This is a genomic window from Limnohabitans rimovensis (SeqCode) (assembly GCF_965234775.1).
Taxonomy (GTDB): domain Bacteria; phylum Pseudomonadota; class Gammaproteobacteria; order Burkholderiales; family Burkholderiaceae_C; genus Limnohabitans; species Limnohabitans rimovensis.
In genome coordinates, this window is the sequence record NZ_OZ248569.1 from 162800 (window position 1) to 188512 (window position 25713).

The window sequence follows — 25713 nt, forward strand, 5'->3', positions numbered from 1 at the left end:
GCTTGACGACCAACCGGGCGGATACCAACCGCCCGTTTTTTTTGGTCAATCGCTTTTCGGTTTGGGGTGTGATTGTCTGTGGCCTTGCAAGAAGTTGTTGTTCAAACCGTGACCGGACTCGGTTACGACCTGGTGGAGCTGGAACGCTCGGCCGGTGGTTTGCTGCGCATCACCATTGACCACCCCTGGACCATGGGCGACGAGGCCGTGTTTGTGACGGTGGAAGACTGTGAAAAAGTCACCCGCCAACTGCAATTTGTGTTGGAAGCAGAGGAAGCGGAATACCGCCGCTTGGAGGTGTCCTCGCCGGGCATCGACCGGCCTTTGCGCCACCAAGCCGACTTTGAGCGGTTTGCGGGTGAAGTGATTGACATCACCTTGAAGGCGGCCATGGGTGCTGCGGCCGGTGGCCAGGTATCGGCACTTCGGAAAAAATTCAGAGGCACGCTGGAAAAAGGCGAGGCCCCCGGACATTGGCAAATTGTTTGGCGCGATGAGGCGCCCACCAAGCCCGGTCAGCGGATCAGTCAGAAAAGGGCAACCCCGCCATCACAGGTGCTGGGGTTTGCATTGGAAGAGTTGCGCGAGGCACGCCTTGCGCCTTTGGTTGATTTCAAGGGTCGTTCGGCCCGTTCAGTTTGAGCACGAGAGGAGTCAGAGATCATGAACCGCGAAATGTTGATGTTGGTGGATGCCATCTCGCGAGAGAAAAATGTCGAGCGCGATGTGGTGTTTGGGGCGGTCGAATTGGCCTTGGCCCAGGCCACCAAAAAGTTGTTTCAAGGCGACGTGGACATCCGCGTGGCAGTCGACCGCGACAGTGGTGATTACGAAACCTTTCGCCGCTGGATGGTGGTGCCCGACGAGGCCGGTTTGCAAAACCCGGATGCTGAAGAATTGCTCATGGACGCCACCGACCGCGTGTCTGATGTCGAGGTGGGTGAGTACATCGAAGAGGGCGTGGAATCTCTGCCGATTGGCCGCATTGGTGCCATGGCGGCCAAGCAAGTCATCTTGCAAAAAATCCGTGACGCCGAGCGCGAGATGCTGCTCAACGACTTTTTGTCGCGTGGCGACAAAATTTTTGTCGGCACGGTCAAGCGCATGGACAAGGGCGACATCATCGTCGAGAGCGGCCGGGTGGAAGGTCGTTTGAGACGTGGCGAAATGATCGCCAAAGAAAACCTGCGCAACGGCGACCGCGTGCGCGCCATGATCATGGAAGTGGACCTGACCTTGCGCGGCGCCCCCATCATTTTGTCGCGCTCTGCGCCAGAGTTCATGATGGAGCTGTTCCGCCAAGAAGTGCCCGAGATCGAGCAGGGCTTGCTGGAGATCAAATCTTGCGCCAGAGACTCAGGCTCACGCGCCAAAATTGCCGTGATTTCGCACGACAAGCGGGTCGACCCCATCGGCACCTGTGTCGGTGTGCGCGGCACCCGTGTCAATGCCGTCACCAACGAATTGGCCGGCGAACGGGTGGACATTGTGTTGTGGAGCGAAGACCCCGCGCAGTTCGTGATTGGCGCTTTGGCCCCCGCCAACGTCAGCTCGATCGTGGTGGACGAAGAAAAGCACGCCATGGACGTGGTGGTTGACGAAGAAAACCTGGCCATCGCCATTGGCCGTGGTGGTCAAAACGTGCGTTTGGCTTCTGACCTCACGGGTTGGAAGATCAACATCATGGACGCCAACGAATCGGCGCAAAAACAAGCCAACGAAACCGATTACCTGCGCACCTTGTTCATGGAAAAGCTCGACGTCGACCAAGAGATTGCCGACATCTTGATCGCCGAGGGTTTCACCAGCTTGGAAGAGGTGGCTTATGTCCCCTTGCAAGAAATGTTGGAAATCGAAGGCTTTGACGAAGACACCGTCAACGAGTTGCGCACCCGCGCCAAAGACATGCTGCTGACCATGGAAATTGCCCGTGAAGAAAGCATCGAAGAGGTCTCTCAAGACCTGCGCGACCTGGAGGGCTTGGATGCCGATTTGATCGCCACATTGGCGCAAAACGGTGTCAACACCCGAGACGAATTGGCAGACCTGGCCGTGGATGAGCTGACCGCCATCACCGGCCAACCGGAGGAGGAGGCCAAGGCCCTGATCCTGAAGGCACGCGAACATTGGTTCGCAGGTCAAGAGTAATGGTCATGGAGAGGAACACCACAAATGTCCAGTACGACGGTTGCCGAGTTTGCCAACGAACTCAAAAAATCCACCAGCACGCTGATCGAGCAATTGCGCTTGGCCGGTGTTGAAAAATCAACCCCCAACGATGCCCTCACCGATGGTGACAAGCAAAAGCTATTGAACCATCTCAAAGCCAGCCACGGCACAGAATCGCCCGAGCGCAAAAAAATCACCTTGGTCAAAAAGTCCACCAGCGAGATCAAGCAAGCCGATGCCACCGGCAAAGCCCGCACCATTCAAGTCGAAGTGCGCAAGAAGCGCACCTTCATCAAGCGCGATGATGGCCCAGAGGCCGTTGAAGCCCCTGCCCCGGTTGAAGCCCCTCGTCCCGCGGCTGCGCCCGTGCCCGTGGCACCGGCCATTGATGAAGCCGAATTACAACGGCGCGAACAAGACGCGCTGCGCCAAGCCGAACTGATTCGCCGCCAAGAAGCCGAAATTCTGGCCAAACGCGAAGCCGCTGATGCCCGGGCTTTGGCCGCCAAACAAGCCCAGCAAGAGCCCACACCTCAAGAGACGGTGGCCGAACCAGCGACCCAAGCGCCCATCGAACCGTTGGTTGAGGCCGCCGTGCCCGCAGCCCCAGTGGCTTTGACGGCCGCCGAAAAGGCCCAGCAAGCCGCTGACACCGCTTTGGAAGCCAGCAAATCCAGCGACGAGCGTCGCAGCAAGGCCTTGGCTGAGGCCGAAGCCATTCGCACCATGATGAATGCGCCCAAACGGGTCTTGGTGGCGAAAAAACCTGACGAGCCCAAGCCTGCAGAAGCTGCTGGTGCCAAAAAGGGAACCTTGCACAAGCCCGCCGTGGGCACAGTCAAACCAGCTGCGGCCAAACCCGCTGGCACCGATGCCACAGCGCCCAAAGAAGGACAGAAAGAGCTCAAAAGCGCCAAACTGTCTTCCAGCTGGGCCGATGACCAAAGCAAGAAAAAAGAAATCAAAACCCGCGGCGACAGCAACACCGGTGTGGGGCGCAACAGTTGGCGCGGTGGTCCACGGGCCCGCAACCGTGACCGCGATCGCGATGACCAACCCCAGGCCTCGGCACCTGTTGAACAGCGCATCATTGAAGTCCATGTGCCCGAAACCATCACCGTGGCAGAGTTGGCGCACAAGATGGCGATCAAGGCTTCTGAGGTCATCAAGCAATTGATGAAGCTCGGCCAAATGGTGACCATCAACCAGCCCTTGGACCAAGACACCGCCATGATCGTGGTGGAAGAAATGGGCCACAAAGCCATCGTGGCAGCCCTGGATGACCCAGAGGCCTTCACCGATGAAGAAGATTCAGCCACCAAATCAGAGTCTTTGCCCCGAGCCCCTGTGGTGACGGTCATGGGCCACGTTGACCATGGCAAAACTTCGTTGCTCGACCGCATCCGCCAGGCCCGTGTGGCCGCCGGTGAAGCCGGTGGCATCACCCAGCACATTGGGGCTTACCACGTTGAAACCCCGCGCGGCATGATCTCCTTTTTGGACACCCCTGGCCACGAGGCGTTCACCGCCATGCGGGCCCGTGGTGCGCAGGCCACCGACATCGTGATTTTGGTGGTCGCCGCCGACGACGGCGTGATGCCGCAAACCCGTGAAGCCATCAAACACGCCAAAGCGGCGGGTGTGCCGATCGTCGTGGCGCTGAACAAAATGGACAAACCCGACGCCAACCCCGATCGCGTCAAAGGCGAGTTGGTCACCGAAGAAGTGGTGCCAGAAGAGTTTGGCGGTGATTCACCCTTCGTGCCTGTGTCCGCCAAAACCGGGGACGGCATCGATCAACTCTTAGAGCAAGTGCTGTTGCAAGCCGAAATTTTGGAGCTCAAGGCCCCCATCGACGCCATGGCCAAGGGCCTGGTGATTGAAGCCAAGCTCGACAAAGGTCGCGGCCCCGTGGCCACCATCCTGGTTCAATCGGGCACCTTGAATGTGGGCGACGTGGTCTTGGCAGGTCAAACCTTTGGCCGTGTTCGCGCCATGCTCGACGAAAACGGCAAACCCATCAAATCGGCAGGCCCCTCCATTCCGGTGGAAATCCAAGGCCTCACCGAGGTGCCCCAAGCGGGTGACGAATTCATGGTCATGGCCGATGAGCGCCGGGCACGTGAAATCGCCACCTACCGGGCCGGCAAATTCCGCAACACCAAATTGGCCAAGCAACAAGCCGCCAAATTGGAGAACATGTTCACCGACATGGCCGCTGGCGACGTCAAGATGTTGCCCATCATCGTCAAGGCCGATGTGCAAGGCTCACAAGAGGCTTTGGCCACGTCCTTGCTCAAGCTCTCGACCGACGAAGTCAAGGTGCAAATCGTCTATGCCGCTGTGGGTGGCATCAGCGAAAGCGACATCAATTTGGCCATTGCCTCCAAGGCGGTGGTGATTGGTTTCAACACCCGTGCTGACGCCGGCGCCCGCAAGGTGGCCGAAGGCAATGGTGTGGACATCCGTTACTACAACATCATTTACGACGCGGTCGACGACCTCAAAGCCGCCATGTCGGGCATGTTGACCCCGGACAAAAAAGAAGAAATTTTGGGCACCGCCGAAATTCGCGAAGTGTTCAAGGTCAGCAAGATCGGCTCGATCGCGGGTTGCATGGTCACCGCTGGCTTGGTGCGTCGCAGTGCGCGGTTGCGCTTGTTGCGCGACAACGTGGTCATCTTCACGGGTGAGCTGGAAAGCCTCAAGCGCTTCAAGGACGATGCGCGCGAGGTCAAAGAAGGCTTTGAGTGCGGCTTGAACATCAAGGGCTACAACGACATCTCCAAGGGCGATTTGATTGAGTTCTTTGAAATCAAAGAAGTGGCCCGGGTTCTGTGACGCCCAGGCGTCATAAAACATGATTTCGCATTCAGCTTGTGGCAACCAAAAAGTCATCTTTGCCCCACCGAGGTTTTCGGGTGGCCGATCAAATCCAACGCGATTTGACGGGTCTGATCGCCCGTGAGCTCAAAGACCCACGGGTGGGCATGGTGACCATCAATGCGGTGGAAGTCACGCCCGACTACGCGCATGCCAAAGTGTTCTTCAGTTGCCTGGGTGGTGACGCTGCCTTGGCCACCGAGGGGTTGAACCAAGCGGCGGGTTTTTTGCGCAGTGGTTTGTTCAAGAAACTGCACATCCACACAGTGCCCACCTTGCATTTTGTGTACGACCGAACCACCGAAAAAGCAGCCGACATGAACGCCTTGATCGCCAAGGCCGTTTCCTCTCGGGCCAAAGAGGACTGACCATGAACGCGCCACGCACCAGGGTGCAGCGGCGCCCTGTGCATGGGCTGCTGCTGCTGGACAAGCCATTGGGCATGTCGAGCAACAACGCCTTGCAAAAAGCCAAATACCTGTTGCGCGCTGAAAAAGCCGGCCACACCGGCACGCTCGATCCCTTGGCCAGTGGCGTGCTGCCCTTGTGTTTTGGTGCGGCCACCAAGTTTTCGCAAATCCACCTCGATGCCGACAAAGCCTATGAGGCGGTGGCCAAAATGGGCCAAACCACCAGCACCGGGGACGCCGAAGGCGAGGTGCTGGCTCAATGCGAAGCCACCTTTTCACCCGATGATCTGCGCCTAGTGGAGCAGACCTTCAGCGGCCCGATCCAGCAAACCCCACCCATGCACAGCGCCTTGAAAAAAGACGGCAAAGCCTTGTACGAATACGCCCGCGAGGGCTTGACGGTGGAGCGGGCGCCTCGCGCCATCACCATCCATTCCTTGCGCTTGCAAGAAATCGAGCCCCAAGACGGCCTGCGCTGTGTGCGCATGTGGGTGGATTGCAGCAAAGGCACCTACATCCGCACGCTGGCCGAAGACATGGGCAAAGCACTGGGTTGCGGTGCGCATTTGATCAGCCTGCGCCGCACCCGCAGCGGCCCCTTTGGGGTGGCCGATTGCATCACGCTCGAACAATTGGAGGCCATGGACGACAACCAACGCCAGGCCCAACTGCGCCCGGTGGACAGCCTGTTGCAAGGTCATCAACCCATCACATTGGAGCCGCATGATTCAGGGCGCTTCTTGAGTGGCTTGCGCCGCCGAGGGGCTTGGCCCGATTGCGAACACGTTTCTGTCTACGGACAAGACCCCCACAGCCTTTTGGGCACAGCCCATGTCAAAGCCGGTGAACTCATCCCGACGCGACTGCTCAGCCCGCTAGAAATCAAATCCCTTTTGGAGAACCCTGCATGACTCAACAAATTCGCAACATCGCCATCATCGCCCACGTGGACCATGGCAAAACCACCTTGGTGGACCAATTGCTTCGCCAATCGGGCACCTTCCGCGCGAATGAAAAAATCACCGAGCGGGTGATGGACAACAACGATTTGGAAAAAGAGCGTGGCATCACCATCTTGGCCAAAAATTGCGCGGTGAGCTGGAAGGGCACCCACATCAACATCGTCGACACCCCTGGACACGCTGACTTTGGCGGCGAGGTCGAACGGGCCTTGTCCATGGTCGATGGTGTGGTGCTGCTCATCGATGCGGTGGAAGGCCCCATGCCGCAAACCCGCTTTGTCACCAAAAAGGCCTTGGCTTTGGGCTTGAAGCCGATTGTGGTGGTCAACAAAGTGGACCGCCCCGGCTCGCGCCCTGACTACGTGATCAATGCCGCGTTTGATTTGTTTGACAAACTCGGCGCCAGTGAAGACCAATTGGACTTTCCAGTGGTTTACGCCTCTGGCTTGAATGGCTGGGCCAGCATGAACGAGGGAACACCTGGGGAGCAATGGGGGCCTGATTTGGGCGCCTTGTTTGACACTGTTCTTGATCACGTGCCTGCCCATGCCGGTGACCCCAACGCCCCTTTGCAGCTGCAAATCAGCTCGCTGGATTACTCCAGCTATGTGGGCCGCATTGGCGTGGGCCGCATCAACGCAGGCACCATCCGCCCCAATCAAGAGGTGTTGGTGATGCAAGGGCCAGAGCGCTCTTTGGGCAAAGCCAAATTGCTGCAACTTTTGAAATTTGAAGGCTTGGAGCGGGTGCAAGCCACCGAGGCAGGACCTGGCGACATTGTGTTGGTCAACGGCATTGAACAAGTCAACATTGGTGTGACACTGACCGACCCCCAGTCCCCCGCACCCTTGCCCATGCTCAAAATTGACGAGCCCACCTTGACCATGAATTTTTGCGTCAACAACTCGCCTTTGGCAGGTCGTGAAGGCAAGTTCGTGACCAGCCGCCAATTGCGCGATCGTTTGGACAAAGAGTTGCAAGCCAACGTGGCCTTGCGCGTGCAAGACACCGACGAAGACGGGATTTACGAGGTGTCTGGCCGTGGCGAATTGCACCTGACCATTTTGTTGGAAAACATGCGCCGTGAAGGCTATGAGTTGGCCGTGTCCAAACCCCGCGTGGTTTACAAAGAGGTCAATGGTGAACGCCATGAACCGATTGAAATGCTCACCGTGGACCTTGAAGAAGGCCACCAGGGCGGTGTGATGCAAGCCCTTGGCGAGCGCAAAGCCGAATTGGCCAACATGGAGCCTGATGGCCGGGGCCGTGTGCGCTTGGAATACCGCATCCCGGCTCGCGGTTTGATTGGTTTTCAAAACGAGTTTCTCAACTTGACCCGTGGCACCGGTTTGGCCAGCAACATCTTTGATGGTTACGAGGCATACCGGGGTGAAATTGCCAGCCGCAAAAACGGCGTGCTGATCAGCATGGATGACGGTGAAATCGTCACCTACGCTTTGGGCAAACTCGACGACCGTGGCCGCATGTTTGTGCGCCATGGCGACCCGGTGTACGAGGGCATGATCGTGGGCATCCACAGCCGGGACAACGATTTGGTGGTCAATGCCGTGCGCCAAAAGCAGTTGACCAACTTCCGCGTGTCGGGCAAAGAAGATGCGATCAAAATCACGCCGCCGATTGAGCTGACCTTGGAATATGCAGTCGAGTTCATTGAGGACGATGAGTTGGTCGAGATCACCCCCAAAAGCATCCGTTTGCGCAAGCGCCACCTCAAAGAGCACGACCGCAAGCGTGCCAGCCGCACCGGGGCCTGAACATGTTGGCCGGGCTTAGCCATGGGCAAGCGGTGGTCTTGATGGTGGCCAACGCCGCCATGTGGTCGATTGCGGGTGTGGTCACGCGCCAGCTGGAGAGCGCCCAAAGCTTTGAAATCACCTTTTGGCGCAGCCTGTTCACTTTCTTGTCACTTTTGGTGTTGTTGCCCCTGACACAAGGGCGCGATGTGTTCAAGGGCATGCGCCAAGGCGGCGTATCTTTGTGGCTGTCGGGGGTGTGCTGGTCGGTGATGTTCACCGCCTTCATGCTGGCCCTGACCATGACCACCGTGGCCAATGTGCTGATCACCATGGCGATGGGCCCCTTCTTTACCGCGCTGGTGGCCCGCGTGGTGCTGGGTCAGCGCATCGATGTTCGCACCGCTCTCGCCATTGTGATGGCGGCCTTGGGCATCGCTTGGATGTTTGGCGCCGAAGTGGCAACGCAAGGCTGGCTGGGTTTTGTCGTGGCTTTGTGCGTGCCCCTGGCCGCTGCCGTCAATTGGACGGTGGTTCAGCGTGCCGCGGTGCGTGGTCTGGCGGTGGACTTGGCGCCGGGCGTATTGATCGGTGCCGCCATCTCGTGTTTGGTGACCCTGCCCATGTCCATGCCTTTTCAGGCGGTGGCCACTGACGTGGCGTGGCTCGCTTTGTTGGGCCTGGTGCAACTGGCCATCCCGTGCTTGTTGTCCGTGGCTTGTGCCAGGGTGCTGAAAGCCCCCGAGGTGTCCTTGCTGGCCTTGCTCGAAGTGGTGTTTGGCATTTTCTTGGCGTGGTGGGGGGCGGGCGAGGAACCCAGCTCTTCGGTGTTGTCGGGTGGTTTGCTGGTGTTGGGGGCTTTGTTGGCGCACCAAGGTTTGGCTTGGCGAGAGCGCCAAAATCCCCTCACCTGAAAAACACAAGGAGTGGCAAATGTCAGATGTGGTGTGTGAAATCAAATCTGGGGTGGGCCTGATCACCCTGAATCGGCCTCGGGCCTTGAACGCCTTGTCCTTGTCCATGGTGCGCGACCTGACGGCTTGCCTGCTGGCTTGGCGTGACCACACCGAGGTGTTGGCGGTGGCCATCCGCGGCAGCCACAAAGAGGGCGTGTTCGGTCATTTCTGCGCAGGTGGAGATATTCGCTTTTTTCACCAAGCCGCTTTGGCCGGTGCCCCGGCCTTGGAAGACTTTTTCACCGAGGAATACACCCTCAACCACTTGATCCACACCTACCCCAAGCCCTATATCGCTTTCATGGATGGCATCGTGATGGGCGGCGGCATGGGCTTGTCCCAGGGTGCGGCTTTGCGCTTGGTCACCGAGCGCACCCAAATGGCCATGCCCGAAACCCACATTGGCTTGTTTCCCGATGTGGGCGGGGGTTTCTTTCTCAGCCGTTTGGCCGGGGCTTGTGGCGAATATTTGGGCTTGACCGGTCAAACCTTGGGTGGCAGCGAGGCCGTGGCCGTGGGTTTGGCCGATGCACAAGTGGCCAGCAGCCAATTGCCCTCCTTGTGGGCGGGCTTGACATCTCAAGTGTGGCCTGACGGCCAAGCCGTGCTGAACTGGCTGCGCAGCCAAGTCGACACCCAAGTGCCCGCAGCGCCCGTTTGGCTGCACAGCGATATGCAACAGGTCTTTGCCCTGCCCACGGTGATGGCCATGATGGATGCCTTGACCACTTTGGGCCAAGGACCTGGTCCCAACGCCACTTGGGCGCAAACCACCTTGGAGGTGCTGCACCACCGCTCGCCCCTGATGCTGTGCGTGGTGTTGGAACAAATTCGCCGTGCGCGTGGTTTGTCGCTGGCAGATGACTTGCGCATGGAGCGCGACATGGTCCGGCATTGTTTCCATGGGCGCCCCGTGGTCGACAGCGAAACCGTCGAAGGCATCCGGGCTTTGGCGGTGGACAAAGACAAACAGCCCCAGTGGAAGCCGCAGCGGGTTTCAGAAGTGGACGCTTCTGAAGTCGAAGCTTTCTTCAGCCATCCCTGGCCAGCCCATGCACACCCTTTGCGGGGCTTGATTTAAAAAACTGAGCCGCACCCGCCAAGAGGTTTCGGCTGACCCTTCACCGCGGCAGGGTGTGCAAGGGAATGTCTTGGCTGCTGGCCAAGCGGTCCAATTGACGCCTTGTTTGCCCTGCAAAAAACTGGGCCACGGCTTGATGCGCCTGCGGCGTGTGGGGCGTGTTGGGGCCCACCTGGGTTATTCCAGCGGCAGTCAACAAACGCTTGGCGAAATGCGGCTCCAGGGCCGCCACCGCCACACGGCCATCAAGACACGGGTAGATTTGGTAGCCCGCATGGGCCCCACCCACGGCGCCCTTGGGCGTGGTCAAGCCCCAGTGTCTGGGCAAGGCCAGATAGGCGGCCGCATCGCTCAAGGCCACTTCCAGCAGCACGCCTTTGCCCTGGGTGCGACCGGGTTGGGCGCGCAGCATCAAGGCCTTGAGCACTGCTTCGCTGGCCATCAGCGAGCCGCCCATGTCGGCAAACAAACTGGCGGGCAATCGCAGGCCATCGACCAAGCCTTGCTCGGCCACATAAGTCAGGTCATGCCCGGGCTCTTCGGCGCGGGCACCTGGCGCTCCCACGATGGCCACGCAACTCAGTGGCGGGTATTTTTGTTGCAAGCTTTTCCAGCCCAAGCCCAACTTGTTCAAGGCCGATGGCCTGAAAGAGGTGATGAGCACATCGGTGTTGCGCAACAAGCGCTGCAACACGGCTTGGCCGGGGGCGGTTTTGAGGTCGGCTTGCACCGTTCGCACCCCTTGGTGCATGGTTTGGTAAGCCTTGGGCCGGTAGTGGGCCATCGGGTCGCCGCTGGTGCTGGTGGCTCCCGGCGGAGCAGGGGGTTCGAGCTTGGTGCAATGTGCACCCATGGCCTGCAAGCGCATCAATGCGGCGGGGCCTGGCAAGTTCAACGCCAGGCTGAGCACACGCACGCCGCGCAACACGCGTTGTTGTCGGGGGTTGGAAGTCAGCCCCTCGGTTGAACTGGTTTTGGATGTGACCATGGTTCAGTGCTGCGCAAAGTCCAGGGGCAGGCCGACATAGTTTTCGGCCAAGGCGGTGGATGCGGCGCGGCTGTTGACCAAATAATGAAGCTCGGCGTCTTGCATTTTTTGACCGAACGCACCGTTGTCTGGAAAGCGGTGCATCAGGTTGGTCAGCCACCAGGAAAAACGCTCCGCGCGCCAAATGCGGGCCAAACAACGGTCTGAATAGGCGTCGATGCCCGCGTCGCTGCGCTCTGCGTAATGCTCGATCAAGGCGGCGCTCAAATACTTCACATCCGAGGCCGCCAGGTTCAAACCTTTGGCCCCGGTGGGTGGCACGATGTGCGATGCGTCTCCGGCCAAAAACATTCGCCCAAAGCGCATCGGCTCGGCCACATAACTGCGCAGCGGCGCAATGCTTTTTTCAATCGACGGGCCGGTGATGATTTGCTCGGCCAGGGCAGGGTCCAGGCGGCGGCGCAAGGCGTCCCAAAAACGCTCATCGCTCCAATCGCTGACCTGATCGCTCAAGGGGCATTGCACGTAGTAGCGGCTGCGGGTCAGGCTGCGCATGCTGCACAGCGCAAAGCCCTCGGCGCTGTTGGCGTACACAATCGCGTGCGGCGAGACCGGCGGCACATCGGCCAAGATGCCCAGCCAGCCAAAGGGATACACCCGTTCAAACTCTTGCAAACTGCCGGCGGGCACACTGGCGCGGCACACGCCGTGAAACCCATCGCAGCCGGCAATGAAGTCGGCATCAATGCGCTTGGCTTGGCCTTCGTGTTGGCACAACACATGGGGGTGAGGCCCATCAAAGCCATTCACGCTGACATCTTCTGCGCTGTACCAGGTGGTCAAGCCAGCGGCTGCGCGGGCGTTCATCAGGTCGCGGGTCACTTCGGTTTGGCCATAAGCGGTGACCGACTTGCCACCGGTCAAGCCGGTGATGTCAATGGCATGGCGTTGGTTTTGGAACACCAACTCAATCGCATGGTGGGGCGTGCCCGCTTGGGTCACGGTGGCCCCCACACCGGCTTCGTGCAGCAGATCGAGCGTGACTTGCTCCAAGATGCCCGCGCGGATGCGGCCCAGCACATAGTCGCCGCTTTGGCGTTCCACGATGATGTTGTCAATGCCGGCTTTGTGCAGCAAGGCCCCCAACAACAAGCCCGATGGGCCAGCGCCGACGATGACCACTTGGGTGCGCACAGTGTTTGTCATGCCAAGCTCAGTTCAAAAAAATGGTTCATCAATGGCCAATGATTTTGGCCAAGAAATCTTTGGTGCGATCGTGCTGTGGATTGTCAAAAAATGACTGAGGGGTGTTTTGCTCCACGATTTGGCCCTGGTCCATGAAAATCACCCGATCGGCCACGGCTTTGGCAAAACCCATTTCATGGGTCACGCACAGCATGGTGATGCCTTGTTCGGCCAGCTCGACCATCACATCCAACACCTCTTTGATCATCTCTGGGTCGAGCGCCGAAGTGGGTTCGTCAAACAACATGACCTGGGGCGTCAGACACAGCGCCCGGGCAATCGCCACCCGTTGTTGTTGTCCGCCGGAGAGTTGCAAAGGGTACTTGTGGGCTTGCTCGGCAATGCGCACCCGCTCGAGTTGCTGCATGGCGCGCTCGGTGGCGTCTGCCACGGAGAGCTTGCTCACTTGGATCGGGGCCAGGGTGAGGTTTTCCAGCACCGTCAGGTGAGGAAACAAATTGAACTGCTGGAACACCATGCCCACTTGCTTGCGCACCTGATCGATGGCGCGCAAATCGTCACCCAACTCGATGCCGGCCACGCTGATGCGGCCCTGTTGGTGCTCTTCCAGGCGGTTGATGCACCGGATCAGGGTGGATTTGCCCGAGCCCGATGGGCCGCAAATGACAATGCGCTCGCCCTTGCGAACTTGCAAGTCAATGTCGCGCAGCACATGAAATTGGCCAAACCATTTGTTGACTTTTTCGAAGGAGACGATGGTCTCTGGGTTCATGGTGGTGGGGTCCTTGGTGACAATGGGGGTCAGCGTGCTTGGCTGCGTTGCAGCCGGTGTTCTATCCACAGGCTGTAGCGCGACATGGCAAAACAAAACGCAAAGTAAATCAGGGTGATGAACAAATAGCCTTCGATTTTGAACGGCCGCCACAAGGGGTCGCCATTCAGGGCCAAACCCAAAGCGCCAGACAGTTCATACAAACTGACGATGGTGACCAAGGAGGTGTCTTTGAAGATGGCGATGAAGTTGTTCATGATGCCCGGCACCACATGGGCCAGGGCTTGGGGCAAGATGATGATGCGCTGGGTTTTCCAGTAACCCAGCCCCAAACTGGCAGCCGCCTCATATTGTCCCCGGGGAATGGCTTGCAAGCCGCCGCGCACGATTTCAGCGGTGTATGCGGCCGAAAACAAGGTGATTCCCACCAAAACGCGCAACAACACATCGGGCGTGGTGCCGGCGGGCATGAGCAGCGGAAACATGAAGCTGGCCATGAACAGCACCGAAATCAATGGCACGCCCCGCACCAACTCCACGTAAGTCACGCAAATGGTTTTGATGGCGGGCAAGTCACTGCGCCGACCCAGTGCCACCAACACGGCCAGTGGAAAGGCCAGGGCGATGGACAGGGACGACAGCATCAAGGTCAAGGGCAAGCCGCCCCACTGATCGGTGGGCACCGGGCTCAAACCCAAAGAAACACCGAACAAGCGCCCACCCATCAGGCCAAAAAAGGCCAGCCACACTGCAAGCCAAGCCCATAGCAAGCCAATTCGCCAAAAGGCCCGCATGCAACTGACGACCAACAAGGACACCAACAAGCCACACGCCAGCAAAGGGCGCCATTGTTCGGCAAAGGGATAGCGACCAAAAATGATGATGCGGTATTTTTCGCTCACCACACCCCAGCAAGCACCGATGCCGCGGATGGATTGGCAGGCATCGGCATCCGGCTTGAATTGCGCGTGCCACACCGCCCAAGACCACAACTGGGGCAATAACCATAGACCCAACACCAGTAAGGTGAGGGTGGTCACGCTGCTGGTGCGGTTGGCAAACAGGTTTTGGCGCAGCCACAAACGCCAAGAGGTGTGTCCCACCGGTGGTGTGCGGGGGGCAATGTGGTGCAGCGAGATGGTCATCTTCAACGCTCCCGAATGGCCATGCGTTGGTTGAAGGCGTTCATCAGCGCCGAGGTGCCCAAGGACAGGCACAAATACACCGCCATGATCAGGGCAATGCACTCCACAGCCCGACCCGTTTGGTTCAGGGCGGTGTTGGAGATGCTGACCAAATCGGGGTAGCCAATGGCCACCGCCAAAGACGAGTTTTTGGTCAAGTTCAGGTATTGGTTGGTCAGGGGCGGGATGATGACCCGCATGGCCTGGGGCAACAGCACTTGGCGGGTGGTTTGCCAATTGGACAGGCCAATGCTTTTGGCGGCCTCGAGTTGGCCGCGCGGCACCGACACAATACCCGCGCGCACCACTTCGGCCACAAACGCCGAGGTGTAAAAACTCAGTCCCAGGGTGATGGCTAAAAATTCGGGGGTCAGGCTGATGCCTTGGGTGATTTCTCCGTCAAGCCAGACAGGCACATCCCACACCAGGCCTGGGACGCTGGCGTCCCACACCGGAACGGGAAATGAAATCCCGTTTTTACTGAGGTAAAACCAGTCATTGAAGTGCAGTGGGCTTTGGCTATCGGGCATGAACTCGACCAGCAACACATACCAAATCAGCAACTGAAGCAACACGGGTACGTTGCGGAAAAGCTCGGTATAGGCATATCCCATGCCCCGTGCCAAGGCGTTGTTGGACACCCGCCCCACACCGATCAAGGTGCCCAAAATCGTACAAAACGCGATACCCACCACCGATACCCGCAAGGTATTGAGCAAACCGACCCAAAAGGCGCGCCAATAGGGTTCGCTGGAGTCAAAAGCGATCATCGACTCGCCAATGTCAAAACCTGCATTGGCCCACAAAAAGTCAAAGCCGCTTTGGATGCCACGCGCTTTCATGTTGGCCAGGGTGTTGCTGAGCAACCAAGCCAGCAGCAAGCCCAAGCCCAACAGCAAAGCCAACTGATAGAGCCAACGGCGCGCTTGTTTTTGATGCCAGAAAGAACTGTTCATGCCAAATAAAAAGGATGGCCCCGCAAGAGGCCATCCTTGAGCTGGTGATCAGCGAATCGGCGGTGCGTATTGCAAGCCGCCTTTGGCCCACTGGGCGTTGGGGCCGCGCTTGAGCGCCAGCGGGGTTTTTTCGCCCACATTGCGCTCAAAAATTTCACCATAGTTGCCGCTGGTGCTGATGGCGCGCACCAGCCATTCGCGGTCCAGGCCGAGCAACTTGCCCGTGTCGTCACTCTTGCCCAGCAAACGCATGACCACTGGGTCGGTGCTCTCGGCCTTGAGTTTTTCGATGTTGGCAGCGGTGATGCCATATTCCTCGGCTTCCACCAGGCCGTAGATGACCCACTTCACAATGGCAAACCACTCGTCATCACCCCGGCGCACCAAGGGGCCCAGGGGCTCTTTGGAAATCAACTCGGGCAGGATGGCGTGCTCTTTCGGATCTTTTGCCTCTTTGGAGCGGATGGACGCCAAACCAGAGGCGTCGGTGGTGTAAGCCTTGCAGCGACCTGCAAAGTAGGCTGCATTGGCAGCTTCGAGCTTTTCAAACACCACTGGCTTGATGCCCAGGTTGTTCGCTTTAGAGAAGTCGGTCAGGTTTTTCTCCGTGGTGGTGCCAGACTGCACGCAAACGGTGGCACCTTTGAGTTGCTTGGCGTTTTTGATGCCAGCCTTGACTGGCACCATGAAACCTTGGCCGTCATAAAAGGTGACGGCGGTTTGGTGCAAGCCCAAAGACGCATCGCGCGTCAGGGTAAAGGTGGTGTTGCGTGACAGCATATCGATCTCACCCGACTGCAGCGCAGTGAAACGTTGGGGGGCTGACAAAGGTACATAGCGAACCTTGTCTCCGCTGCCCAAAACAGCTGCCGCCACGGCACGGCAGACATCCACGTCCAGGCCTGTCCATTTGCCTTGGCTGTCGGCCGCGCCGAAACCGGCCAAACCGGTGTTAACGCCACAGACCATTTGGTCGCGCTGCTTGATGGTGTCCAGTGTTTTGCCGGCCCAAGCTTGGGTGGAGAACAATACTGACAAGCCAATGGCTGCTGCGCCGCCCATAGCGGCTTTGAGGGGGGAATTTTTCATGAACGATCCTTCGTGAAAGTGAATACCAGATGCCATTGTGCTTCAAAAGCATTCGCAGGAGGTCCTCGGTCAGTTTCGTGTGGCTTTTCAACTCCAGAAAATGATTTCATGGTTCTGCGCGTAAAAGGCCCGAAAAAAGAATCGACCGCAGGTGTGAAAGACGCTGGCTGGCATTAGAATGCTTAAATCGGGGCGTAGCGCAGTCTGGTAGCGCATCTGGTTTGGGACCAGAGGGTCGTAGGTTCGAATCCTATCGCCCCGACCATTGAGCAAAAGGCCCTGACAGGGCCTTTTTTTCATCCGTCTGCCCGTAGCTCAGTTGGATAGAGCAACAGCCTTCTAAGCTGTGGGTCGGGGGTTCGATCCCCTCCGGGCAGGCCAAGGCCTCATATCATGACGCCTCTGGGCCAATTATTCCCTTTTCATACTTTGATGCTAGATGTCATTATTTATTGGCACGAACTATGCTTATGTCAAAAACACAACATATTTTGGAGAAATTTAATGTCAACATCACAGTTTGTAGGCCATGCCGCTTCTTTGAGCTTGAATGACTTAATTCGTTCGGCTGATGAAATGCAAAACTCTGGCAAAGTGGAGGAGGCCGCTAATTTGTATCGCCAGTGGTTATCGCATTCACGTGATCCATCAAAACATGTGGCGCGCTTTCATTACGGTTGGGTACTGCAAAAGCTCAACCTATTTGAGGAAGCTCAAAATGTTCAACGCGACTTTATCAATGACTACGCGAAGCACATCTCTGGTGGTAGTGTTTCGATTCACTGAAGCTTGTGGCGAGAAATCGCCACAAAACTTCGGGCACCTAGACTTGTCATGAAAACTTCAAAGCCAAAGACTGCCCTGGTCTTTTGGCTTGTCGGCGTTGCGCACGCCCAAACCATTCCCGACGCTGGCACATTGTTTCGCCAAGCAGAACAAAACTTGCCTATGAACCGGCAGGCCGCACCATTAATTGCGCTACCGCCGCTGCCGTTGGCCATCAATTTGGAACGAGACGGCGAGAAAAAGGCTGTTTTCCAGGCTTTTAAGTTCACCGGAAATAAGCGCTTAAAAGAAGAAGTGCTGCAAGCCGCCATTTCTGTATTCAGGCAACAAGAAATCCCCTTCAAAGATCTTCACCGCATTCCCCAGGCCATCGAAGACGCATATCGCCAAAAAGGATGGATTATCAAGGCTTACCTACCACGGCAAGACCTTGCCGCTGGTGTTTTGATGATTCATATTCTTGAGGAATCAGCCGGAAGTAGCTCGGCCATCCAGCATTAAAAAATTACCCACTAAGTACGCATACTTAGATATCAAAATTAGAGCGACTGTCAGTTTTTTGCTTGGTCTAAATATTGCTCAATGATAAATCCTTCGTTACTTCTGTATTGTTTAGATGAGAAAACTGGGTTCAGTTTTATGGTTCTTTTACGTATTTCTCTGCCTCATGTTGAGCGCATTGAATTTGCACGACCATAAAGTCCCAAGCGTCGAAGAATTCGATCTCAGCCAGTTTGAAAAAAAGCTCGAAGAAGTCGATAACGCTGAAGCCACAGTAGTCAATAAAGAACCGGAAGAACCCGGAAAAATCCTTAATTATCAAACGCTTCCGAATGAAAAGGCAGACTTTCTGCCCCCCAAAGAGTTGGCACCACAGGTAGCCCAACCTGAACCTCAAGCTTCTGAACCAAAGACCAAAATCGCTGAGGTAAAACCAGCTGCGGCGCCCACACCAGCCCAAGCTGCGCCATCCGCTCTAGCATCGGCATCGGCTCCCGTGGCACCTGTGGCACCTGTGGCAGCCCCCGAATCTGCAAAACCCACTGCTGTGGCCAAAGCGCCCGTCACGACACCCAAAGAGGTCACAAAAGCGCAACCCGACCCCAAACAGCCTCAGCCCAAACCACCTGCAACTGATGTAAACCAAGACGTCGCACAAGCCAAAGTTGTCATCAAAAGTATCCATTTCAAAGGCAACAATTCCTTGCCAACACGCGAACTCAACACGGCTGTAGCCCAGTTCATCGGCCAAGAAATGTCCTACGAAGACTTGCTGAGCGTCGGAGTCGCCATTGAACGTTACTACAACAAACAAAACCGACTAGCCCGCGTCATCTTGCCTCCGCAAGACCTGACTGATGGCAACTTGCAACTGAGCGTGATGGAGTCCGTGGTCTCCAAAGTCGAAGTCGATAAGGCATTAGAGACCATGCCCAAGACCCAAGACTACATCTTGGCTGTCCTCGACGCGCGCCAAAAACGCGGCGACGCGCTGGACTCCAAAGCCATCGAGCGTGGATTGGCCGTGGCAAACGAGGTGCCGGGCGTCAGTGTGACGGGTAGCCTGAAAGAAGGCGAAATGGACGGTGAGACCGAGCTAATCCTTAAGATGTATAAAAACCAGAGCCGGCAGGCTGAGATTTTGGTAGATAACTATGGATCCCGCTCGACTGGATCCGAGCGAGCGATGGTCAGTGCCAAATTTTTTAATCCAAGAGCCGTCGCGGATCTACTCAACCTCACTGCCATCCATACTCGGGGCAGCGAATATCTCCGAATGGCCTACAGCCTGCCAATTGGATATGACGGTTGGCGCATTGGAGCCAACCTCTCTGCCATGACCTACGAGGTCGTGACCGGAGCTGTCGGCGTGGTCGGCGCTGCAGGTAAAGCCGTTACCCAAGGACTCGACTGGGCTTACCCGCTTCTACGCTCGACCGAGGAAAACATCTCCTTGCTGTTTAACGTAGACACTAAGAAATACCAAAACGTGTCAGCCCAAGGAATAGAACTATCCAATTACATTGTCGACACTGCTTCTGGTCAGGTGAGCGGTACCGTCCGCGACATCGAATCCGGAACCAACCTCAGTTACACCGGTCAGTTCACAGCGGGTAGAGTCAATCTAGATGGCTCCTTGAGTCAGATCACTGACGGAACGGGCCCCAAAACTGAAGGCACCTTCGGCAAACTTCGTCTGACAGCCTCCATTCAGCAAGCCATCAATGAAGCAACTTCGTTCTTGGGCAGTCTGACCTTCCAGCGCGCCAACAGAAATTTAGACTCCTCTGAAAAAATGCAACTCGGAGGTGCCACCGGCATCCGAGCTTACCCAACGGGTGAGGGTTCTGGCAGCGAGGGTGAGGTCTTGTCACTCGAGTTGAGGCAAACACTTGGCGAATCTTTCAACGTCTCCGCCTTTTATGACTGGGGGCAAATTCACCAGCAACATAATCCGAATTTTCCCGGAGGGCCCGTCAACAACTCCTACATTTTGAAAGGGGTGGGCTTAAGTGCGACTTATGTTGACACGTCTGGCGTTCAACTCAAAGCTATCTTGGGGCGTCGACTAGGTGAAAACCCTAATCCCACACAGGACGGAAGAGACCAAGACGGCACCTACGATCGAAACAGATTTTGGCTACAACTTAGCGTTCCTTTTTAATTGGCTCACTATTTTTTATTTTAGTTAATTTCTAAATTGTTTATAAATCATGCCGATACATGTCGGCCATGCTCCGTCTGTGCTTGCCTAAAAGATTACATTTAACTTCATATTTGAGGTTAATCTTGCTATGGGTGATTCAATATGTACTAACTGTGGCATGTGCCCAAACCTTACCCGCACAACAACTTCCAACTGGCGGGGTCGTCAGCTCAGGACAGGCCACCATCAGCCAGTCAGGCAACACCCTCAACATCAACCAAACCAGCCAAAGAGCGGTGGTCGACTGGACCAGCTTTAACGTCGGCACGCAGGGACAAGTCAATTTTCAACAACCCAACGCCCAGTCGGCAACCCTCAATCGGGTCAACGACATCAACCCTAGCCAAATTTTGGGTCGCATTACCGCACCGGGGCAGGTCGTCTTGGTCAACCCGCAGGGCGTCTACTTTGGAAAGTCGTCCTCGGTTGACGTTGGCGCACTGGTAGCCACCACCCATAAAGCCGCCGTTTCTGACTTCATGGTGGGCAAACTTAAGTTTGAACGCCAAGGATCCACCGGCTCGGTCGTCAACGAGGGGCAAATTCGTGCCGCCTTGGGTGGGTACATTGCCTTGTTGGCACCCGAAGTGCAAAACAACGGCGTCATCATCGCCAACCTTGGCACTGTGGCGATGGCCTCCGGCGAGACCATTGAACTGCAGTTCAACACCGGCGGCGCCTTGACCGGACTGCGCGTCTCGGCCTCCACCATCAACGCCTTGGTCGAAAACAAAAAGGCAGTCCAAGCCCCCGGCGGCTTGATCATCTTGTCGGCCCAAGCCATGAGCAAAATCCGCAGCGGTGTCGTCAAAAACAGCGGCACCTTGGAAGCTGCAGGCCTAGCCAACCGTGGCGGGCGCATCGTCCTCGAAGCCTCGACCACAGTTGCCAACAGCGGAACCATCAGCGCCAATGCGGGCGTCGCCCAACTTGGGCAAGAGGGCGGACCAGCCGGAACTGTCAGCCTCAATGCACCGGAAGTATTACAAACCGGACTCATTGCTGCCAACAACACCTTGCCACAAGCCAGCGCAGTTGTGCAAACCGGCGGACAAATTGACATTCAAGCCACCACCTTCACGCAATCGGGGGGCGCCAGCCTAGACGTTTCGTCCTTGGTGGGAGCGGCTGGTACCGTCAAAGTCGTTGCGAGTGAATCCTTATCTATTAGTGGACAAGTGCTCGCCAATGGACTTGACGGCTTGGGTGGAAATATTCAGCTAGAAGCGACGCAACTGGTCGATCTGCAAACCGCAGTCTTAGACGCCTCAGGCACGGACGGCGGTGGTCGCATCCACTTGAAATCGTATGGCGTGCAGGCCAGTTCAGCTTCGCCTGACGTACCAGATGTACCAGTGCCTAGTAGACCAGTGCCTGGTAGGGTGGCATTGGCAAACAACACCATCTTGCGCGTCAGCAGTTCACGGGCTCAAGCTGGGCGGGTGGAAGTGGAGGGTGATGACATTGATCTTGCCAGTGGAACTTTTGTATACGCAACGGGGGCCACTAAAGGCGGAACTGTTTGGATTGGCGGTGGTTGGCAAGGTAGTGGGACTTTGCGTCAAGCGACCACCGTGAGCATGAGTGCGGACAGCCAAATTGACGCCAGCGCCACCGACTTTGGTGATGGCGGTGAGGTGGTGTTGTGGAGTGATGTTATGCGCATCGACAGCACGACCAGCGTGCAAGGCCGCATTTATGCAACTGCAGGCGCGCATGGCGGGGACGGCGGTCGCATTGAAACCTCCGGCTACCACTTGAATGTAGATGGCGCATCGGGTGGAGCGGGGTCAGCTCATGGCCAAGCGGGTTTGTGGTTGTTTGATCCCTATAACGTCACCATCATTTCGTCTGACTATGCCGGAAGCTTTTCAAGTGGCACCTGGACACCCACGGCCGACAACTCGACCATTCTCAATACAAATATAAACAATTTGCTTAATGCGGGTACCAGTGTGACCATCACCACGGGGTCATCGGGCGGCCAATTGGGCAACATCAACGTCCAGTCAGCCATCCAGAAAAGCTCGGGCGCCACAGACGTCACCTTCAAGCTGGTGGCCGCGAACCACATCTTTATCGATGCCAACATCACGCAGTCAGGTGCTGGAACTGGCAAGTTGAACATGGTGTTTGATGCCGACAACGCTTCCCCGACAGGCACTTCACGCGATGGCGGCGGGATTGTCATGATGGCAGCAGGCGGCGGCGCTGTGTCTTTGGTGTCAGGCGGCGGCAATATCACCTTTGGCGGCACGGTTGACGGTAGCAACCGATCGGGCGGAGACCTCTATGTGGGCGGCGGTGCCAATGCCGTCAGCATCTCGACAGGGGTTGGTAATTTGGAATTCAAAGGGCAGTTGATCGTGGCCAATTCGAGTGCTAATGGATTCTCTATTAGCACCACAACGGGGGCCGTGAGCTTCGGGGGCGCCATTGATTCGGGTAACCAGTATTCATTTGTGGATGACAGCGCCATTACCAGCACCAGTGGGGTGGACAGTTGGACCCGAGCTCAGTCGGATGCCCAAGCGAAGGGGGGCTACCTTGTCACCATCACTTCAAGCTTGGAAAACATGTTGGCTTCGGCGGCCAGTCTGGAAAACGGCGCTTACCGAGGCGCCTGGATTGGTATTTACCGCGACAAAGACAACGCCAGTCAGCCTTATGCCTGGAAGTTTGCAGCGGGAAGCCCCGAAGCTGGCAGAGTTCTGGGTATTCAGGGCAATGCCAACGGCACATCGGGCGGAAGTGGCGTCACTGCAGCCTCGGGTTACTACCAAAACTTTGGTACTGACGAGCCCAATGGTGGCGGTACTGGGGGTGAATATGCCGGTCAATTCTTTGGTGTTCAAGCGCGTTGGAATGACTTAAGCGGTGGAACGGGTTACTCCCAAAACATGGGCTGGGATTACAACGTGATGGGCTATGTGATGGAGAAAAACCTCAACCCATCCCGGCTCACCATCAATGCGGGGGGCAATGTGACGATGTCTGGCGCGGTTGGCGCAAACAAGGCGATTTCAACGCTGGCGGTCACCAGTGCGGGGTTGAGTGCTACGGCGATCAACACAAGCACTTCCTTGAACATTACAAACAGCGCTGCAGGAACAATCACTGGGACTATTTCTGGCGCGACCCCCTTGTCAAAAGCTGGTGCAGGCACCCTGACCCTCAGCGGTATCAGCACCTACACAGGCGCCACCAATGTCAATGCAGGCACTTTAAAAATCACTGGGGCTATTTACTGTGACAGCACCTGTGGCACCGCCGGTCCTGAATTTGGGTATGTCGCAACGGCCATTACAACGGTGAATTCAGGCGGTGTGCTTGAGCTAACCAATTGGAACTGGGGTGGTGGGTTGGGGGAGCGTAACTATGATGCAACCGCACTTGTTGTCAATGGCGGTACTTTGCGATATTCAGGGTCAGGCACAAATGACGCAGGCCGGGGTCTTACTGTCACGGCTTTAGGGGCGACATTTGACTCCGTGACAGCCGGGAGCAGTTGGAACTTTTATGATGGAGGGGCTACCAACTCGACCTACAGATCGATTTTTAACACCAATGCCCCGCTTACCTTCACGGGGCAGGGCAATATTGGTTTCGGACAGCCTATCAGCGGAACAGGTGTGTCTCTTACTAAAACTGGCTCTGGCACGCTGACCCTCTCAAAAGCCAATAGCTACACAGGCACCACCACCATCAACGGTGGCACACTGAAGCTTGATTCCACTGGCTCTATCTACTCAAGTGCTGACATCACCACCAATGTGAATGTGAATTCGGGTGGTGTTCTCGATATCTACAACTGGGGCTGGTATGGCAGCTTGGGTGGTTTTCGCTTTGATCCGGGCAACCTGGTGATCAATGGCGGCACCATTCGGTATTCCGGCCTGAGCGGTGGTACTTGGCGTTCATTCACGGCGGGTAATTTGGGCGCCACCTTTGACAACCCCAACGCAGGTGTGACATGGAATTTAGATACCAGTGCACAAGCGCCCGTTATCTCAGGCAACATCACTTTCACAGGCGCGGGCAACACCGTCATGAGCCACACCCTGACGGGTTCTGGCTACTCGCTCATCAAAAATGGCACGGGCACCCTGACCCTGAACGGCAACAACACCTACACCGGTGCCACCTTTGTGAATGCGGGCACGTTGTCTGTCAGCAGCGAAACAGGTTTAGGCAGCACGGCGGCAGGCACCACGGTGGCCAACGGCGCGGCCCTGCAGTTCACCGGCGGCATCACTGTGGCCGAAGCCATCACCGTCACCGGCACAGGTATTTCGTCGACAGGCGCTTTGCGAAACTTGTCTGGGGTAAACGCAGTCACCGGCTTGGTCACCCTCACGGGGGATAGCGAAATCACCTCGGATGCGGGCTCACTCACTTTGATGCCCAGTTCGGGCAATGCCATCAGCGGCAACTACAACCTCATCTTTGATGGGGCAGGCACCACGACCGTGGGTGCACTCGGCATTGGCTCGGGGTCTGTCACCAAGCAGGGTGCGGGTGCCTTGAACCTCGTCACGGCCAACACCTACACAGGCAACACCACCCTCAGCGGTGGTACTTTGGGTATCTATAACAACGCGGCCATCAGCACGGGCACACTGACTGCAGCGGGTGGAGCTACCGTGATGTTTGGCCGTGCTGTCAATAACTTTGCCAACAACATCACGCTGAACGGCAGCGTGACGTTTGACCTTGACAGCACCGTGGACTACCTGTTGGTGGGCGGCGGTGGTGGAGGCGGCGCCCATGTGGGCGGTGGCGGTGGCGGTGGTGGGGTTGTTGCAAATACTGTGGACCTGCTGTCAGACACCAGCGTCTCTGTCACTGTGGGTGCAGGTGGTGCAGGCGCAGCCAGTGTGGCTTCTACTTCGTCGTACACATCCCATGGTACCAACGGCGGGACTTCATCGCTTAGCTCTACAACTTTATCCACCGTCAACGCACTTGGTGGGGGTAAGGGTGCTACCTGGGTATCGTTTGCTGGTGGAGGCACAGGTTTGTCGTCTGGTGGTGGTGGTACGGGTACTACCTATCCAGCGGGTACCGGAACTGCTGGGCAAGGTTTCGCTGGTGGCACAGGCATCGGCACAGACCCTTATTCCTCAGGCGGCGGCGGCGGTGCCGGTGGCGTTGGTGGGCCTGCAAGTCAAACAAATGGCTCAAACGCTGGTGCAAGGGGCGGGGCTGGCGGTATTGGTTTGGTGTCTCCATCACCGGCACCTCTACCTATTACGGTGGTGGCGGCGGCGGCGGTATACACGGTATGCCTCCCTACCAAAACTTCTCGGGAGCCTTAGGTGGCATTGGTGGGCTGGGTGGCGGCGGAAATGGCACCCCTTTGACCACCACGACGACCAGTTACACGGCCACAGCAACAAGTGGCGCAGCCAATACAGGAGGCGGCGGAGGAGGTTCTGGCGGCGGACTAAACACGATCGACACCAATGGCGGTGCAGGTGGCTCGGGCCTCGTCGTGGTGAGGTATTTGGGTGGCACCGCAGGAACGGGTGGCACGGTGACAACGGGCAGTGGGTCGGCCTCGGGCTACACACTGCACAGCTTTACCAACACAGGCGCTGCGACGCTTTCTCTGAACCCATTGAACGTGATGCTCAGCGGCACCATCAGTGGCTCGGGTTCCATGGTGAACAACGCCACCGGCGGCAAGATTTCACTCATGAGTGCGAACACCTATTCAGGTACGACAACCATCAGTGGAGGCACCTTAGGCATTTACAACGCCGGGGCCATCAGCTCTGGGGCGCTGATTGCGGCGAACAATACATCTT

Annotated in this window: 18 protein-coding genes, 2 tRNA genes and 1 pseudogene; 15 read left to right on the plus strand and 6 right to left on the minus strand. The window is 57.1% G+C overall.

Translation table 11 applies throughout. The features are described from left to right. Positions 1–78 precede the first annotated feature (78 nt). The 8 genes from rimP to AC8GFZ_RS14805 are packed head-to-tail and all read left to right on the plus strand — an operon-like array spanning position 79 to position 10215. Positions 79–642: a ribosome maturation factor RimP gene (gene rimP / locus AC8GFZ_RS14770; RefSeq protein ID WP_506645695.1), complete on the plus strand. Its 564-nt coding sequence runs from the start codon at positions 79–81 to the stop codon at positions 640–642. Positions 643–663: 21 nt separating this feature from the next. Beyond that, on the plus strand, positions 664–2148 hold the full coding sequence (gene nusA, locus AC8GFZ_RS14775) for a transcription termination factor NusA (RefSeq protein ID WP_506645670.1): 1485 nt from the start codon (positions 664–666) through the stop codon (positions 2146–2148). Positions 2149–2172: 24 nt separating this feature from the next. Next, positions 2173–5010: a translation initiation factor IF-2 gene (gene infB / locus AC8GFZ_RS14780; RefSeq protein ID WP_506645671.1), complete on the plus strand. Its 2838-nt coding sequence runs from the start codon at positions 2173–2175 to the stop codon at positions 5008–5010. 38 nt (positions 5011–5048) lie between these two features. Further along, positions 5049–5420, plus strand: a complete 372-nt coding sequence (rbfA, locus tag AC8GFZ_RS14785) for a 30S ribosome-binding factor RbfA (RefSeq protein ID WP_506645672.1) — start codon at positions 5049–5051, stop codon at positions 5418–5420. 2 nt (positions 5421–5422) lie between these two features. After that, a complete protein-coding gene (gene truB, locus AC8GFZ_RS14790; RefSeq protein WP_506645673.1) occupies positions 5423–6373 on the plus strand; it encodes a tRNA pseudouridine(55) synthase TruB in 951 nt (316 codons plus the stop codon). Further along, a complete protein-coding gene (gene typA, locus AC8GFZ_RS14795) occupies positions 6370–8199 on the plus strand; it encodes a translational GTPase TypA (protein ID WP_506645674.1) in 1830 nt (609 codons plus the stop codon). The genes truB and typA overlap by 4 nt, the downstream gene beginning before the upstream one ends. A 2-nt stretch (positions 8200–8201) precedes the next feature. Beyond that, positions 8202–9092: a DMT family transporter gene (locus tag AC8GFZ_RS14800; protein ID WP_506645675.1), complete on the plus strand. Its 891-nt coding sequence runs from the start codon at positions 8202–8204 to the stop codon at positions 9090–9092. Positions 9093–9111: 19 nt separating this feature from the next. Continuing rightward, positions 9112–10215: an enoyl-CoA hydratase/isomerase family protein gene (locus tag AC8GFZ_RS14805; RefSeq protein ID WP_506645676.1), complete on the plus strand. Its 1104-nt coding sequence runs from the start codon at positions 9112–9114 to the stop codon at positions 10213–10215. 40 nt (positions 10216–10255) lie between these two features. Here the strand turns inward: AC8GFZ_RS14805 and AC8GFZ_RS14810 are convergent, their stop codons facing one another. Genes AC8GFZ_RS14810 through AC8GFZ_RS14835 form a run of 6 tightly spaced genes read right to left on the minus strand, consistent with a single transcriptional unit; the run spans position 10256 to position 16410 of the window. Next, positions 10256–11203 carry a CoA transferase gene (locus tag AC8GFZ_RS14810; RefSeq protein ID WP_506645677.1) on the minus strand — a complete coding sequence of 316 codons (948 nt, stop codon included), beginning with the start codon at positions 11201–11203 and terminating at the stop codon, positions 10256–10258. Positions 11204–11206: 3 nt separating this feature from the next. Beyond that, entirely contained in the window at positions 11207–12397 is a 1191-nt protein-coding gene (gene pobA / locus AC8GFZ_RS14815; protein ID WP_506645696.1) for a 4-hydroxybenzoate 3-monooxygenase, read from the minus strand. 40 nt (positions 12398–12437) lie between these two features. Beyond that, positions 12438–13181, minus strand: a complete 744-nt coding sequence (locus tag AC8GFZ_RS14820; protein ID WP_506645678.1) for an amino acid ABC transporter ATP-binding protein — start codon at positions 13179–13181, stop codon at positions 12438–12440. Between the two features lie 29 nt (positions 13182–13210). Beyond that, a complete protein-coding gene (locus AC8GFZ_RS14825; RefSeq protein WP_506645679.1) occupies positions 13211–14326 on the minus strand; it encodes an amino acid ABC transporter permease in 1116 nt (371 codons plus the stop codon). A gap of 2 nt (positions 14327–14328) precedes the next feature. Beyond that, positions 14329–15321, minus strand: a complete 993-nt coding sequence (locus AC8GFZ_RS14830; RefSeq protein ID WP_506645680.1) for an amino acid ABC transporter permease — start codon at positions 15319–15321, stop codon at positions 14329–14331. Between the two features lie 48 nt (positions 15322–15369). Continuing rightward, positions 15370–16410 (minus strand): amino acid ABC transporter substrate-binding protein, encoded by a 1041-nt coding sequence (locus tag AC8GFZ_RS14835; protein ID WP_506645681.1) that lies wholly within the window; start codon positions 16408–16410, stop codon positions 15370–15372. 188 nt (positions 16411–16598) lie between these two features. On the opposite strand from AC8GFZ_RS14835, the gene AC8GFZ_RS14840 reads away from it, so the two are divergent. The 7 genes and pseudogenes from AC8GFZ_RS14840 to AC8GFZ_RS14870 all read left to right on the plus strand — a co-directional run. Beyond that, positions 16599–16675, plus strand: a tRNA-Pro gene (locus tag AC8GFZ_RS14840). Between the two features lie 39 nt (positions 16676–16714). Continuing rightward, positions 16715–16791: transfer RNA gene (locus tag AC8GFZ_RS14845), tRNA-Arg, on the plus strand. A gap of 123 nt (positions 16792–16914) precedes the next feature. Then, positions 16915–17196: a hypothetical protein gene (locus tag AC8GFZ_RS14850; RefSeq protein WP_506645682.1), complete on the plus strand. Its 282-nt coding sequence runs from the start codon at positions 16915–16917 to the stop codon at positions 17194–17196. Between the two features lie 48 nt (positions 17197–17244). Next, the gene (locus tag AC8GFZ_RS14855) at positions 17245–17697 is read left to right on the plus strand and encodes a POTRA domain-containing protein (protein ID WP_506645683.1); all 453 of its coding nucleotides are present in this window, start codon (positions 17245–17247) and stop codon (positions 17695–17697) included. A gap of 115 nt (positions 17698–17812) precedes the next feature. Further along, entirely contained in the window at positions 17813–19861 is a 2049-nt protein-coding gene (locus AC8GFZ_RS14860) for a ShlB/FhaC/HecB family hemolysin secretion/activation protein (protein ID WP_506645684.1), read from the plus strand. Positions 19862–19995: 134 nt separating this feature from the next. Beyond that, positions 19996–25221, plus strand: coding sequence for a two-partner secretion domain-containing protein (locus tag AC8GFZ_RS14865; protein ID WP_506645697.1), 5226 nt, complete (start codon positions 19996–19998; stop codon positions 25219–25221). Further along, positions 25188–25713, plus strand: a pseudogene (locus AC8GFZ_RS14870) (hypothetical protein); the annotation flags it as partial. The gene AC8GFZ_RS14865 and the pseudogene AC8GFZ_RS14870, both read left to right, overlap by 34 nt.